This window comes from Peristeroidobacter soli, assembly GCF_004138485.1.
GTDB lineage: Bacteria > Pseudomonadota > Gammaproteobacteria > Steroidobacterales > Steroidobacteraceae > Steroidobacter > Steroidobacter soli.
In genome coordinates, this window is record NZ_RYEV01000005.1 from 147,397 (window position 1) to 162,520 (window position 15,124).

Here is a 15,124-nt window from a genome sequence, read left to right on the forward strand (position 1 = left end):
CATATGGCGGGGCTACCTGGTTTTGACGAACTCGCGAATGCGCGACGCGGCTTCGATGCACTCGGGCACCTTGGCCACCAGCGAAATGCGTACGCGGCCGCGGCCGGGATTGGAGCCGTCGGGCATGGGGCGAGCGATGTAGCTGCCCGGCAACACGGTGATGTGTTGCCGTTCGAACAGCTCGCGCGTGAAACGCTCGTCGTTATCGACCTCGGGCCACAGATAGAACGCGGCTTCGGGCATGTCGACAGGCATTACTTCGCGGAGGATGGGCACGACGGCCGCGAACTTCTGCCGGTACAGGTTGCGGTTTTCGAGCACGTGCGTCTCGTCGTTCCACGCCGCGATGCTGGCGATCTGCGCCGGCGGCGGCATGGCCGAGCCGTGATACGTGCGATAGAGCAGGAACGGCTTGATCAGCTTCGCGTCGCCGGCGACGAAGCCCGAGCGCAGGCCCGGCACGCTGGAGCGCTTCGACAGGCTGTGAAACACGACGCAGCGTTCATACGAGGTGTTACCAGCGGCGGCCGCGGCTTGCAGCAGTCCGGCGGGCGGCCTGGTTTCATCGAAATAAATCTCGCTGTAGCACTCGTCGGAGGCCACGATGAAGTCGTACTGCTCCGCCAGCTTCAGCGCGTGCTGAAGATATTCGATGCTGGCGACGGCGCCGGTCGGATTGCTCGGCGAGCACAGGAACAGAATCTGGCAACGCTTCCACACGTCCGGAGGCACGCTGTCCAGGTCGGGCAAAGCCGAGTGCGCGGTGTCGTTCGGCATGAAGTAGGGCTCGGCGCCCGCGAGCAACGCCGCACCCTCATAGATTTGATAGAACGGATTCGGCATCACCAGCAGCGGCCGCTGGCTCGGATCCGTCATCGCCTGCACGAATGCGAACAGCGCCTCGCGCGTGCCGTTCACCGGCAGCACCATTGTCTCTGGCGACACCGACCCCGCGGGCAGTTTGAAACGCCGGGTCAGCCAGTTCGCGATAGCTTCCCGTAGCGGAAGAATGCCCGCGGTGAGCGGATAACTTCCCAACCCTTCCATGTTGTTCTTGAGCGCTTCGATCACGAACGGCGGCGCCGGATGCCTGGGCTCGCCGATATACATGGCGATCCAGGAGAGATCGGCGGGCGGTTGAGCGCCGGCCAGCAGCGTTCGCAGCCGTTCGAAAGGATACGGCTGCAGCTTGTTCAGAGCGGGATTCATACGCGACGGTCGAGGGTTTCGGTTATTCGTTGCGACAGCTGCTGCTTGGCCTCGGCACTGAGCGGGCCGCCGGCGGCGTCGGTGATGTAGAACACGTCTTCGGCGCGCTCGCCGACGGTCATGATCTTCGAGGTGTAGATCTTCACTTCCGCCGTCATGAACACCTTGGCGACTTGCGACAGCAGGCCGGGCCGGTCGCCGGCGATGATTTCGACGATGGTCCGGCCGTTCACCGGCTCTTCGCTGAATGTCACCTGGGTCGCGGTGGTGAACATGCGCACCTGTCTCGGCGCGCGACGGGTTACGGTCACGGCGACGTTGTCGGGTTTCGACAGCGCGTGCGACAGCTGTTGTTCGATGTCACGGATGCGCGCCGGATCGGTGATCTCGGCGCCGGTATCTTCCAGCACGTGATACACATCGAGGCTGAAACCGTCGTCGATCGGTGTGATGCGCGCGTCGACAATGTTCAGGCCGAGCTGGTCGAGCAGGGCGGTGGTGCGGGCGAAGCTGTGCTGAGTCTGCGGCGTGTAGGTCGAGATGCCCGTGCCGCCTCGCCCGGAGAGCTGCTGCACGGACACGAGCGAGGCACGCTCGTCGCTATCCCGGTCCGCCAGCATTTTCGTGTGCCAGGCGATTTCTTCGGGGGTGTGCCGCAGGAAGTAATCGATGGTGAATCGCTGCCACACCGATTGACGCAGGATCTCGCCGACACCGGCGCGCGTCGTCAGCTCCTTGGCTCGCGACTGGGTCTCGGCGATCAGCTCATCTTTGTCGAGCGGGCTTTCGTGGCCACGGCGCAAGGCCTGACGGGTGCGCTCGAAGAACTCGGCGAACAACGATTGTTTCCAGTTGTTCCAGAGTTTCGGATTGGTGCCGCGCACGTCCGCCACGGTCAGCACATACAGGTAATCCAGGTGCGTCTGGTCGCCGACGTGCTGGGCGAATTCGTTGATGACCTTGGGATCGGAAATGTCTTTCTTCTGCGCCGTGACCGACAGCACCAGGTGATTGCGCACCAGCCACGCGACCAGGCGTGCGTCGTAACGCGACAGGCCTTGCTCCAGACAGAACGCTTCGGCATCGACCGAGCCCAGCTCGGAATGATCGCCGCCGCGCCCCTTGGCGATGTCGTGAAAGATCGCGGCCAGATACGCCAGCTCCGGCTTCGGCAGCGACTGCATGATGCGCGACAGCTTGGGGAACTCATGATCGTACTTCGGCATCGCGAAGCGACGTAGATTGCTGACGACGAACAGCGTGTGCGCGTCGACGGTGTACGCATGAAACAGATCGTATTGCATGCGGCCGACGATGCGGCCGAACGCGGGAATGTAGCGGCCCAGCACGCCGTACAGGTTCATGCGGCGCAGCTCGTGCGTCACGCCGACCGGCGCGCTCAGGATCTCGAAGAACAGTCGATGATTGCGCGGATGCTGACGGAACTCTTCGTCGATCAGCCACAGGTGCCGCGTGAGCTGACGGATCGTCGAGGCGCGCACGCCGCGAATCTTCTCGGAGTTCTGTTCGATGATGACGAACAGCTCCAGCATCGCCGACGGATAGCGATCGAACACGTCTTCGCCGGTGACTTCGAGGAAGTCGTTCCGGATCTGGAAGCGGGCGTTCACCGGCACCGGCGGCACATTCGGATCGGTGAGAATGGCCTCGCGGAACAGCTGCAACAGCATTTCGTTCAGCAGGCTCACGTCCATGGCCGTGCGGTAGTAACGCTGCATGAACTGTTCGACCGCGAGCGTGTAGGTCGCGTCTTCGTAGCCGAACATCTTCGCCAGCCGGATCTGATGATCGAACAGCAGGCGGTCTTCGCGGCGTGACGTCAGCACGTGCAAGGCGAAGCGCACTTTCCACAGGAACGCCTGCGCCGTTTTCAGCTTGCGCAGCTCGCTGCGGGTCAGGAAGCCGTGATCGACCAGCTCATCGAGCGACTCGGCGCCGAAGTGACGCTTGGCGACCCAGCCGATGGTCTGGATATCGCGCAGGCCGCCCGGGCTCGATTTCACATTCGGCTCGAGGTTGTACGCGGTGTCGTAGTAGCGATGATGACGCGCGGTTTGCTCGGCGACTTTCGCTTCGAAGAAATCTCGCGTCGGCCACACGCGTTCGGGCGCCAGCGCGCGGCGCATGGCTTCGAACAACAGCTCGGGGCCCTGGAGCAGGCGCGCTTCGATCATGGTCGTCGCGACGCTCACGTCGGCGGCGCTCTCGCGCTGGCAGTCGTCGATGGTCCGCACGCTGTGGCCCACTTCCAGACCGATGTCCCACATGAAGGTGAGGAATCGTTCCAGCGCACCCTGCCACGGCGCCGATTCGCTCTTCGGCAGCAGGATCATGATGTCGATGTCGGAGCAGAGGTTGAGCTCGCCGCGGCCGTAGCCGCCGACGGCGATCAATGCAACCTCGCGCACGTGTTCGGCGATATGCATCGACCACGCGGTTTTCAACAAAGCGTCGACCAAGCGCGCACGGTCGCGCACCAAGCGTTCGACCGGCTCGTCGTCGAGAAAGCGTTGTTTGAGGCGGTTGTCGCCCTCGGTCAGGGCGGTGCGAAAGGTGGCGATGTCCTGCGGATTCGCGGCCAGCTGCGGCTGCATGGCCGCCAGATAGTCCCACGGCGGATCGCTCGCCTGCGTGGGCGAGGCAAGCTCTTCCAGATCATCTGGAGTGACGACGGGCATGGGGCGAAGACCTGATACTCAGCGCTGGGCGGCGCCGAGTGTCAGCACTTCGTAACCGGTGTCAGTCACCAGGACGGTATGTTCCCATTGGGCGCTCAAGGAGTGGTCCTTGGTGATGACGGTCCAGCCGTCGGGCAGCAGCCGCACGTGGCGTTTGCCGGCGTTCACCATGGGCTCGACCGTGAACGTCATGCCCGCAACCAGCTCCACGCCGCGACCGCGCTCGCCATAATGCAGTACCTGCGGATCCTCGTGGAAGATCCTGCCGATGCCGTGGCCGCAATACTCGCGCACGATCGACAGATGCTGGGGCTCCACGAACTGCTGAATGGCTGCACCAAGATCGCCCAGCCGGGTGCCGGGGCGGATCTGGCGGATGCCGGTCCACATGGCTTCGTGGGTGATGTCGATCAGCCGCTGGGCGGCGGGGGCAATCTTGCCGACCGCGAACATGCGGCTGGTATCGCCGTGCCAGCCGTCCTTGATCACGGTGATGTCGATATTGATGATGTCGCCCTGCTTGAGGCGCTTGTCGGGGCTCGGGATGCCGTGGCAGACCACATGATTGACCGAGGTGCAGATCGACTTGGGGAAGCCCCGGTAGTTCAGGGGCGCCGGCACGGCCTTCTGCACGTTGACGATGAAGTCGTGGCAGCGGGCATTGAGTTCCTCGGTGGTCACCCCAGGAACGACGTACGGGCCGATCATGTCCAGCACGTCGGCGGCCAGACGTCCTGCGACGCGCATCTGTTCCTGCTCGGCGGGAGTTTTGATCGTCACCTTCATGGCTTGTGGAACGGAAGTCAGGGACGCCGCGGAACCAGGCTCACCTTCGCCGGCGGTGGCTTTACGGTGCAGCGACTGCAATAGCCCACGCATCATGGGGATAGCGCCGGCTGGAAAAAGTTGTGAACGATCATGGAGTTTATGGTATAAAGCGCGCGCTTTTTTGGCAACGAATCTCTCTCTTCAACCTGAATTCTCACATCTGACCGACACAGTTGACGGGGTGCCTGTAACAGATTTACGGGTCGTCAGCTGGGGCAGATGGAGGCTCAACCCCTTAGGAGTTTTGCGATGACCAGCGTGTCCATGCGACAGATGCTGGAAGCGGGCGTTCATTTCGGACACCAAACCCGCTTCTGGAACCCGAAGATGGCTCCTTACATCTTCGGCGAGCGTAACCGAATCCACATCATCAACCTCGAAAAGACCCTGCCGATGTACAACGACGCGGCGGGCTTCATCCGCCAGGTCGTGGCGGACGGCGGCCGCGTGCTGTTCGTCGGCACCAAGCGTTCGGCTCGCGAGGCGGTGAAAACAGCGGCGGAACGCGCCGGCATGCCGTTCGTCAGCCACCGTTGGTTGGGTGGCATGCTCACCAATTTCAAGACCGTGCGCGGTTCCATCAAGCGTCTGACGACGCTCGATGAAATGGCCACCAACGGCACGCTCGAACAGCACAGCAAGCGCGAGGCCCAGGGCCTGCGTCGCGAGCGCGAGAAGCTGGAACGCAGCCTGGGCGGCATCAAGGCGATGGAGTCGCTGCCGGACGTGCTGTTCGTGATCGACGTGGGTCACGAAAAGATCGCGATTCACGAGGCCAAGAAGCTGGGCATCCCGGTGGTCGCCATCGTCGACACCAATTGCACGCCGGATGACGTGGATTACGTCGTGCCGGGTAACGACGACGCCATGCGCGCCATCTCGCTGTACGCCGAAGGCGTGGCCGATGCCGTGCTCGACGGCCGTTCGGCGCAGCCGGAAGTGCCGGCGGGCGAAGATGAGTTCGTGGAGCTGGACGAAGAGGGCAAGCCCAAGCCGAAGGCCGCAGGTGGTGCTCCGGCGCCGCGCCGTGACCGCCGTCCGGCCGCTTCGGTCAAGAAGAAGGCCCCGACGCGTCGTCGCGCTCCGGAGAAGATGGCTGAGGGTCAGGTCGAGGAAGTCGTGGCTGCCGAGGTGGATGACGTCGAAGGCGACGTGTCCCCTGAAGAGTTCATGGCGCGCCGTCAGGCGGCGCTGGCCAAGCGCAAGCCGACGACCGGTGCTCCTGCTGCTGCCGACCCGGCCGCTGCCGCCCCGGCCGCCGATGGCGCCGCCAAGCCGACGGAGTAATTGATCCATGGCCGTTACAGCTGAAGCAGTCAAGATCCTGCGCGAAAGAACCGGCGCAGGAATGATGGAGTGTAAGAAGGCGCTGGTCGAATCCAACGGCGACCTGGACGCCGCCGCGGAAGCGATGCGCAAGGCCGGTCTGGCCAAGGCCGACAAGAAGGCCTCGCGCGTCGCCGCCGAAGGCGTGATCGCTCTGGAGCGCTCGGCCGACGGCAAGCGTGCCGCGATCGTCGAAGTGAACTGCGAGACGGACTTCGTCGCGCGTGAGAAGGACTTCCAGAACTTCGCAAGCTCGGTCGCCAAGGTCGTGCTCGAGCACAAGCCGGCCAGCGTCGAAGCGCTGGGTTCGCAGGCGATTGCCGGCGGCCAGTCGGTCGAGGAGACCCGCCGTGCCTTGATCGCGAAGATCGGTGAGAACATCACCGTGCGTCGCTTCCAGGTGGTGGATGCCCCGGCCGTGGTCGGTGCCTATCTGCACGGTACGCGCATCGGCGCCCTGGTCGTGATGAAGTCCGGTGACGATGCGGTCGCCAAGGACATCGCGATGCACGTCGCCGCGATCAACCCGGCCCGTGTCACGGCCGATGAAGTGCCCGCCGAGGAAATCGCCAAGGAAAAGGGCGTGTACGTCGAGCAGGCCGCGCAGGATCCGAAGAACGCCAACAAGCCGCGTGAATTGCTCGAGAAGATCGTCGAGGGCAAGGTCCGCAAGTGGCTGAACGAGATCACGCTGCTGGGCCAGCCGTTCGTCAAGGACGACAAGCAGACGGTGGAGCAGTATCTGAAGAAGGCGGGCGGCGAAGTGCTGTCCATCGTGCGTTACGAAGTCGGCGCCGGCATCGAGAAGAAGCAGGAGGATTTCGCCGAGGAAGTGCGCAAGCAGGTGGAGAGCGCCAAGAAGGCGTGACCCACCGGCCCCGACACAGATTACACTGACATTACGATTTGAACCCCGCTCCGGCGGGGTTCTTTATAATGGCCCCTGGGTTTGATCAGCGTTTTTTCTGAACTCCGTAGGTTTTCATGGCAGCCACTCCAGCCAGCTCCGCTCCCAACGGCCTACGCCGCATCCTCCTGAAGCTCTCCGGCGAAGCGCTGATGGGCGAGGAGGACTACGGCATCGATCCGAAGTTTCTGAAGCGCGTGGCGATGGAGATCCGCGAGGTGATGGGCCTCGGGATGCAGGTGGCGGTGGTGATCGGCGGCGGCAACATTTTCCGGGGCGCGGGTCTGGCGCGCTCGGGCATGGACCGCGTCACCGGCGATCACATGGGCATGCTGGCGACGGTGATGAACTCGCTCGCCATGCAGGATGCGGTCGAGTCGCTGGGCATGCACGCCCGCGTGATGTCGGCGATCCGCATCAACGAAGTCTGCGAGGAATACATCCGTCGCCGTGCGGTCCGCCATCTGGAAAAGGGGCGCGTGACCATTCTCGCCGCCGGCACCGGCAATCCGTTCTTCACGACCGACACGGCCGCCTCGCTGCGCGCCATCGAGATCGAAGCGGACCTGCTGCTCAAGGCCACCAAGGTCAACGGCATCTACAACGACGATCCGATGAAGAATCCGAATGCCACGCGCTATACGCGGCTCACCTTCGACAAGGTGCTGACGGATCGTTTGAACGTGATGGACGCCACCGCCATCGTCATGTGCCGCGACAACAACGTGCCGCTGCGCGTATTCGACTTGAACACTCCCGGCGAGCTGCTGCGTATCGTGCGCGGCGAGGACGTGGGGACGCTCGTAACCAACGGCTGAGCCACCGCTCAACTGGAGAACGACCATGCTGGACGATGTAAAAAAAGACGCCATCGAGCGCATGCAGAAATGCGTTCTCGCGTTTCGCAACGAACTGAAGCGGCTGCGCACCGGTCGCGCGCATCCGAGCCTGCTCGATCACATTCGTGTCGAGTACTACGGTAACGAAGTGCCGCTGAATCAAGTGGCCAACGTCGCGTTGGAAGATGCGCGCACCATCACCGTGACGCCGTGGGAGAAGACCATGGTGCAGGTGATCGAGAAGGCCATCATGAAGTCCGATCTCGGCTTGAATCCGAACACCGCGGGCACGGTGATCCGCGTGCCGATGCCGCCGCTCACCGAAGAGCGTCGTCGCGATCTCACCAAGGTCGTGCGCCACGAAGCGGAGAACGCGCGCGTCGCGGTTCGCAACGTGCGTCGCGACGTGAACACCGAGATCAAGGACATGCTCAAGGAGAAGCTGCTGTCGCAGGACGACGAGCGGCGCGCCGGCGAGGAAGTGCAGAAGCTCACCGACAAGTACGTTGCCGAGATCGAGCAGGTCCTGCAGGAAAAAGAAAAAGAGCTGATGCAGATCTGAGCTGCATTGAACTCGCTCGTGAAGAATTCCCGCTCCGGCGGCGCTCCGCGGCACATCGCGGTGATCATGGATGGCAACGGTCGCTGGGCCGCCGCCCGTGCGTTACCGCGAACTGCCGGTCACGGCATGGGCGTGCGCACGGTCAAACAGATCGTCGAGGCCTGTGCCCAGCGCGGCATCGAAGCGCTCACCCTGTTCGCGTTCTCCAGCGAGAACTGGCAGCGGCCGCGCGAAGAAGTGTCGGTGCTGATGAACAAGTTCCTGGAGGCGCTCGACCAGGAAATCGAGGGCCTGCACAAGAACGGGCTGCGCGTGCGCTTCATCGGCAATCTGTCGCAGCTGTCCACGGCGCTGCGTGAGCGGATGGAAGCGGCCATGCGTCTGACGGCCGGCAACAAGGGGATGGCGCTGGTGGTCGCGGTCGCTTATGGCGGCCGCTGGGACATCGCCAACGCCGCCCGGGAACTTGCCCGCCGCTGTGCTGCCGGAGAAATAGGGAGCGATGCCATCGACGAGGCAGCGCTGGACGCGCATCTGGCGTTGGCCGGGTTGCCCGATCCCGATCTGCTCATCCGCACCGGGGGAGAACAACGCATCAGCAACTTCCTGCTGTGGAATCTGGCCTACACCGAGCTGTACTTCTGCGACACGCTCTGGCCGGATTTCGGGCCCAGGGAGCTGGACGCGGCGATCGAGCATTTCTCGCGCCGGCAGCGCCGTTTCGGCCTGACGCCCAGCCAGGCGGGGGCGCGCTGATGCTTCGGCAGCGGGTGATCACGGCGCTGATCCTGGCTCCCTGCGTCATCTTCGTCATTCTCTGGGTGCCGCATCCGATCACGACCGCCGTGCTGGCCCTGCTGGTGGCCGCGGGCGCGTGGGAATGGTCGGCGTTCCCCGGTTTTACCCATACCTCGACCCGCCTCGCCTATGTGGCTTTCATCGCGGCCTGTCTCGGCGTGGCCTGGTATGCCGGCGTCGATAGCGCCGGATCGAGCCTGCTGTTGTATGCCTCGCTCGTCTGGTGGGTGCTGGCCTTGCTCTGGATTGCGTTTGCGCCCGCCAGCGTGAACCGCGGGACCGCCGCAGTCGCCGGCCTGTTCGCGCTGGTGCCGGTCTGGCTGGCACTGGTCCGGTTGCATGCCCAGGGCCCGCAACTGATGTTGTTCCTTCTGCTGCTGGTGGTAGCCGCCGATATAGGCGCATATTTCGCCGGTCGCGCCTTCGGCACCCACAAGCTGGCGCCCCGGGTCAGCCCGGGCAAGACCTGGGAAGGGGTGGGCGGTGGCCTGGCGGCGGCGGCATTGATGGCCGCGTGCGGCGTCTGGTGGTTCAACATGGACACGGTGCCCTTCATGGCGTTGTGCATCGTGGTCGCGATCGCCTCGGTGGTCGGCGACCTGACCGAAAGCATGTTCAAACGTCACGCGGGTCTGAAAGACAGCGGCAGTCTGCTGCCCGGCCATGGCGGCGTGCTCGACCGCGTCGACAGCGTGACCGCCGCCGCGCCGGTGTTCCTGATCGGCCTGGAACGGCTGGGGCTGCTGCGATGAGCACCGCTCGCCTGAAGGTCGCCGTGCTGGGTTCGACCGGCAGCATCGGCTTGAGCACGCTCGACGTGCTGGCGCGTCATCCGGACCGGTTCGAAGTTTTCGCGCTCACCGCCCACAGCAACATCGCGCGGCTGCGTGAGCAATGCCTTGCCCATCGTCCGCAATTTGCGGTGGTGGTGGATCCCGTCGCGGCTGCGAAATTCAGCTCTGAATTGCAGGCTGCAGGCTGCGCGACCCGCGTATTGGTCGGCGAGGCCGCGCTGAGTGAAGTTGCCGCCCATGAGCAGGTTGGCGCGGTGATGGCCGCGATCGTGGGTGCCGCCGGCCTGCGCTCCAGCCTCGCCGCCGCGCGCGCCGGCAAGCGGATCATGCTCGCCAACAAGGAAGCGCTGGTGATGTCCGGCCCCTTGTTCATGCAAGCGGTTCGCGAGGGTGGGGCGACGCTGTTGCCCGTGGATAGCGAGCACAATGCGGTATTCCAGTGCATGAGCGGGCCCGGTGCGACTCAAGCCGGAGTGACCCGTTCCGATGTGAGACGAGTGCTGCTGACCGCCTCGGGCGGTCCGTTTCTGCGCACCCCGGCGAGCGCATTGGTGGCGGTCACGCCGGAACAAGCGTGCAAGCATCCGCGCTGGGTGATGGGGCGCAAGATTTCCGTGGATTCGGCCACGCTGATGAACAAGGGACTGGAGCTGATCGAGGCCTGTCTGCTGTTCGCCTTGCCGCCGGCGCAGGTCGAAGTGGTGGTGCATCCTCAGAGCATCGTGCACTCGCTGGTCGAGTACATCGACGGCTCGATGCTGGCGCAGTTGGGCAATCCCGACATGCGCACCCCGATCGCCCATGCGCTCGGCTGGCCGGAGCGCATCGCCTCCGGTGTAGAATCGCTGGATATTTTGCGGGCCGCGCGGCTCGATTTCGAAGCGCCCGACGCGACCCGGTTTCCGTGCCTGCGGCTGGCGCGCGCGGCGGCGGAGGCGGGGGGTACTGCTCCGGCGGTATTGAACGCAGCGAACGAAGTTGCTGTCGAAGCTTTCTTACAGCGCCGATTGTCGTTCCTGGAGATTCCGGAAGTGATCGAGCGCGTGCTGGCGCGTCACCCGACGCTGCCCGCGAGCTCGCTCGATGACGTATTGAGCGCGGATGACTGGGCACGCCGTGAGGCGCAAGCGGCGCTGACGGCGGCCGCGGGAGTGTGTGCATGATTTCACCGACCAATCCCCTGGAATGGCTGATCTCGGCCATCGGGTTCGTCATTGCCATCGGCATCCTGGTCTCGGTGCACGAGTTCGGCCACTACTGGGTGGCGCGCCGGCTCGGCATCAAGGTGCTGCGATTCTCGATCGGTTTCGGCAAGCCGCTGTGGCAGCGGACCGGCAAGGACGCGGACCGGGTCGAATACGTGATCGCGGCCATTCCGCTGGGCGGCTACGTGAAGCTGCTGGATGAGCGCGAAGGCGATGTCCCGGCGCACGAGCTGCCGCGGGCGTTCACTCGCCAGCCGGTATGGAAGCGCATCGCCGTGCTGCTCGCCGGCCCGGTGTTCAACCTGATTTTCGCGGTGTTTCTGTATTGGGTGCTGTTCACCGCGGGCGTGCCGGCGCCGCGCTCCATCGTCGGCGAGATCACGCCGAATTCGATCGCCGCGAACGCCGGCATGCGCTACGAAGATCACATCATCCAGGTGGGCGGCAAGCCCACCGATACCTGGGAAGACGCCACGCTCGGCATCATCGAAGACCTCACCGACGACGGCACGATTCACATGCGCGTGCGTGGTGTCGACGGCAGCGAGCGGGATCTCGAGCTGGTCACCGGCAATCGCAGCCGCGAGCTGACGCAGCCGGATGCGCTGCTGCCGGGCCTGGGTTTCGATATCTGGCAGCCTCGCGTGGCGGCCGTGGTCGCGGTCGTGCAGGATGACACCGCCGCTTCCCGCGCCGGCCTCAAGAAGGGCGATGAGATCCTGAAGATCGACGATCACGAGATCGCCGATTTCAATCAGCTGGTCGCGCAGGTCCGGCCCAATCCGGGCCGCGCTGTCACGCTGCAGATCCGCCGCGACGGCCAGATCATCTCGGTGCCGCTCACCATCGGCGAAAGCGAGGCAGCCGGCGGCAAGCGCATTGGCCTGATCGGCATCGGGCCGGAAAACAAGCCCCTCAAGAGCGGCCGCACCGTGGAAGACATGGTGGCGCTGCAGAAGTACGGCGTGATCGGCTCCATCGGCCACGCGGCTGCGAAGACCTGGGACACCTCGGTGTTCACGTTGCGCATCGTGGGCCGCATCGTCACCGGCAATGTGTCGCTGAAGGCGATTTCCGGACCGATCAGCATCGCCGAGACCACCGGGTTCGCGATCCGGCAGGGCTGGCGCTTCTTCCTGAGCACCCTGGCGCTGATCAGCATCAGCCTGGGCGTCTTGAACCTGCTGCCGATCCCGATCCTGGACGGCGGCCAGATCGTGTATCAGCTCGCGGAACTGGTGAAGGGCCGGCCGGTCTCAGAACGAGCACAGCAGCTCGGGCAGAGCATTGGCATCGCGATGTTGATCCTGATGATGACGCTGGCCTTCTACAACGACATCGTGCGGCATCTGAATTAAATCCGCCCAGATGCGAAAGATGCAAGATCAGGGCGCTGTGGCGGCGCATTCCAAGAATATAGGGGCATAGGGCTGATGCGGTTGAAGTCCATCATCCACGCGACGCTTGCGGTCGCAGCGGCAGGCGCGTTGCCAGGAATCTGGCAAAACGAGGCCGTGGCCCAAATTGCGGGCCCGGGCGCCGCCGCGTCGCAGTCCAGCTTCGCGGTCGGCGATATTCGTATCGAAGGCCTGCAGCGCATTTCCGAAGGCACGGTCTATAACTATCTGCCGGTGAACATCGGCGACCAGATCGACGAGCGCCGCGTTCAGGAAGCATTGCGTGCGATGTACAACACCGGCTTCTTCAAGGATGTGGAGATCCGCCGCGACGGCGGCACGCTGGTGATCGCGGTGCTGGAGCGTCCCTCGATCGAGAGCTTCGAGATCAAGGGCAACAAGGACATCAAGACCGAGGACCTGCAGAAGTCGTTGCGCAACGTCGGTCTGGCCACCGGCAAGACCTTCGACCAGTCGGTGCTGGATGAGGTCAAGCAGTACCTCACCGATCAATATTTCTCTCGCGGCAAGTACGCGGTGCGGGTCGACGCCAAGGTCGAGGAAGTGCCGGGCAACAAGGTCAAGCTGACCATCGACGTGAACGAAGGCAAGCGCGCCCGCATCCGCCAGATCAACATCGCCGGCAACAACGCGTTCAGCGACGAGGATCTGCGCGAGGAGTTCGAGCTGAACACGCCGAACTGGCTGTCCTGGTACAAGCAGGACGATCGTTACTCGCGCGAGTCGCTGTCGGGCGACCTGGAAAAGCTGCGCTCGTACTACATGGACCGCGGCTACGCGAACTTCCATGTCACCTCGACGCAGGTCGCGATCGCGCCCGAGAAGGACGATATCTTCGTGACGGTCAACGTCGATGAAGGCGATGTCTTCAAGATTTCCGAGATCAAGATGGCCGGCAACATGGTGGTGCCGGAGTCGGAATTGCGCCGTCTGATCTTCCTGAAGCCCGGCGACACTTATTCGCTGCGGCAGATCACCGCGACCCAGGAGGCGATGAAACTGCGCCTGGGCATCGACGGCTACGCGTTCGCGACCGTCGATCCGGTGCCGACGCCGAACAACGAGACCAAGGAGATCTCGCTGACCTTCGTGGTCGATCCGAAGAATCGCGTGTATGTGCGCCGGGTGAATTTCAACGGCACCTCGGGCGTGAACGACGAAGTGTTCCGTCGCGAAATGCGCCAGTTCGAAGGCGCGTATCTGTCGAACGCGGCGGTGGAGCGCTCCAAGCAGCGTATCCAGCGTCTGCCGTTCATTCAGAAGGTCGAGGTGGAAACCAATCAGGTGCCGGGCGCGGCCGACCTGGTGGACGTGGACTTCCAGATCGAGGAGGGCTTGCCCGGTCAGTTCGGCGGCGGCATCGGCTACTCCGAGTCGCAGTCCATCATCCTGAACGGCAACTTCGTGCACTCCAACTTCATGGGCACGGGCAACCGTATCGCCATGGAGATCAACTCGGGCCGCTACGCGAAGGCGTTCAGCTTCTCGCACACCGATCGCTACACCACCATCGACGAAGTGCAGCGAACGATTTCGGCGGGCTATCGCGACGTCACTCAGTTCACGTCGGCGACCTCGGACTTCGATACCACGACCATCACGCTCGGCATCAACTACGACTGGCCGATCACCGAGTATCAGTACCTCGGCGTGGGTCTGTCGGCGCAGCGTGCCGAGCTGGTGACCAGCCAGGGCGGCAGCGCCGAGCAGGCGACCGACTGGGTGCGTTCGAACGGCAATTCGCGCACCCGCTGCGTGGATGTCTACGGCGACGGGGTCTGCGCGCCGGGCGTCAGCCTGGGCGACTACTACCTCTACAGCAGCGACTTCGACACGCTCGAGCTGAACCTCGGCTGGCGCTATGACTCGCGTAACCGCGCCATCTTCGCGGACCGCGGCGCACGCCATCGTTTCAATGTCGGCTACACGGTGCCGGGCAGCGACGTGGAGTTCTGGACCGCGTCCTACGATTACCTGCAATTCATCCCGATCTGGCGCAGCCTGACGCTGATGTTCAACGTCGAGCTGGCCTATGGCGAGGCGCTGGGCGATACCACCGCGCTGCCGCCGTACCGGCAGTATTTCGGCGGCGGCCCGGACTCGGTGCGCGGCTTCCGCGAGAGCCGCCTGGGACCGAAAGACAACTTCGGCCGCCCCTACGGCGGTAATATCAAGACCATCGCCCAGACCGAATTGCTGCTGCCGATGCCGGAAAAGTGGCGTAACAGCGCCCGCTTCAGCCTGTTCTACGACATCGGTAACATATTCTCGAACCAGAAGGTCAAGTTCTACGGTCCCGACCAGACGACTGTAGTGGACTACGGGTTCAGTTATGATGAGCTCCGCGCGTCCGCCGGTCTGGCCGTGCAGTGGTTGGCCCCGCTGGGTGTGTTCCGCTTCAGCTACGCGGTGCCGCTCAAGAAGGTCAGCGGCGACACGAACGAGCGCTATGGCGACGAGACGGAAGGCTTCCAGTTCTCGATCGGTCAGGCATTCTGACGGCGCGGTTCGATTCCTAGATCCTATTACGATAATTGGG

At 63.8% G+C, this 15,124-nt stretch carries 11 protein-coding genes and 1 pseudogene; 9 read left to right on the plus strand and 3 right to left on the minus strand.

Features of this window, described 5'->3' with window-relative positions; translation table 11 throughout:
• Positions 1–12: 12 nt before the first annotated feature.
• Genes dapC through map form a run of 3 tightly spaced genes read right to left on the minus strand, consistent with a single transcriptional unit; the run spans position 13 to position 4,694 of the window.
• Positions 13–1,209 carry a succinyldiaminopimelate transaminase gene (dapC, locus tag EKO19_RS22145; protein ID WP_129778678.1) on the minus strand — a complete coding sequence of 399 codons (1,197 nt, stop codon included), beginning with the start codon at positions 1,207–1,209 and terminating at the stop codon, positions 13–15.
• The gene (gene glnD / locus EKO19_RS22150; protein ID WP_129778679.1) at positions 1,206–3,908 is read right to left on the minus strand and encodes a [protein-PII] uridylyltransferase; all 2,703 of its coding nucleotides are present in this window, start codon (positions 3,906–3,908) and stop codon (positions 1,206–1,208) included. Before glnD ends, dapC begins: the two co-directional genes overlap by 4 nt.
• Before the next feature lie 18 nt (positions 3,909–3,926).
• Positions 3,927–4,694 carry a type I methionyl aminopeptidase gene (gene map, locus EKO19_RS22155; RefSeq protein WP_129780206.1) on the minus strand — a complete coding sequence of 256 codons (768 nt, stop codon included), beginning with the start codon at positions 4,692–4,694 and terminating at the stop codon, positions 3,927–3,929.
• A gap of 291 nt (positions 4,695–4,985) precedes the next feature.
• Between map and rpsB the strand changes: the two are divergent.
• The 9 genes and pseudogenes from rpsB to bamA form a co-directional block, all read left to right on the plus strand.
• Positions 4,986–5,720, plus strand: a pseudogene (rpsB, locus tag EKO19_RS22160) (30S ribosomal protein S2); the annotation flags it as partial.
• A gap of 310 nt (positions 5,721–6,030) precedes the next feature.
• A complete protein-coding gene (gene tsf / locus EKO19_RS22165) occupies positions 6,031–6,930 on the plus strand; it encodes a translation elongation factor Ts (protein WP_129778681.1) in 900 nt (299 codons plus the stop codon).
• Positions 6,931–7,046: 116 nt separating this feature from the next.
• Positions 7,047–7,787, plus strand: coding sequence for a UMP kinase (pyrH, locus tag EKO19_RS22170; protein ID WP_129778682.1), 741 nt, complete (start codon positions 7,047–7,049; stop codon positions 7,785–7,787).
• A 25-nt stretch (positions 7,788–7,812) separates the two neighbouring features.
• A complete protein-coding gene (gene frr / locus EKO19_RS22175; protein ID WP_129778683.1) occupies positions 7,813–8,370 on the plus strand; it encodes a ribosome recycling factor in 558 nt (185 codons plus the stop codon).
• Positions 8,371–8,388: 18 nt separating this feature from the next.
• On the plus strand, positions 8,389–9,126 hold the full coding sequence (gene uppS, locus EKO19_RS22180; protein WP_281281094.1) for a polyprenyl diphosphate synthase: 738 nt from the start codon (positions 8,389–8,391) through the stop codon (positions 9,124–9,126).
• On the plus strand, positions 9,126–9,920 hold the full coding sequence (locus EKO19_RS22185) for a phosphatidate cytidylyltransferase (protein WP_129778685.1): 795 nt from the start codon (positions 9,126–9,128) through the stop codon (positions 9,918–9,920). The genes uppS and EKO19_RS22185 overlap by 1 nt, the downstream gene beginning before the upstream one ends.
• A complete protein-coding gene (gene ispC, locus EKO19_RS22190; RefSeq protein ID WP_129778686.1) occupies positions 9,917–11,125 on the plus strand; it encodes a 1-deoxy-D-xylulose-5-phosphate reductoisomerase in 1,209 nt (402 codons plus the stop codon). Before EKO19_RS22185 ends, ispC begins: the two co-directional genes overlap by 4 nt.
• Positions 11,122–12,525 (plus strand): RIP metalloprotease RseP, encoded by a 1,404-nt coding sequence (gene rseP, locus EKO19_RS22195; RefSeq protein ID WP_129778687.1) that lies wholly within the window; start codon positions 11,122–11,124, stop codon positions 12,523–12,525. Before ispC ends, rseP begins: the two co-directional genes overlap by 4 nt.
• 156 nt (positions 12,526–12,681) lie before the next feature.
• Positions 12,682–15,084, plus strand: coding sequence for an outer membrane protein assembly factor BamA (gene bamA, locus EKO19_RS22200; protein ID WP_157995394.1), 2,403 nt, complete (start codon positions 12,682–12,684; stop codon positions 15,082–15,084).
• Positions 15,085–15,124 lie beyond the last annotated feature (40 nt).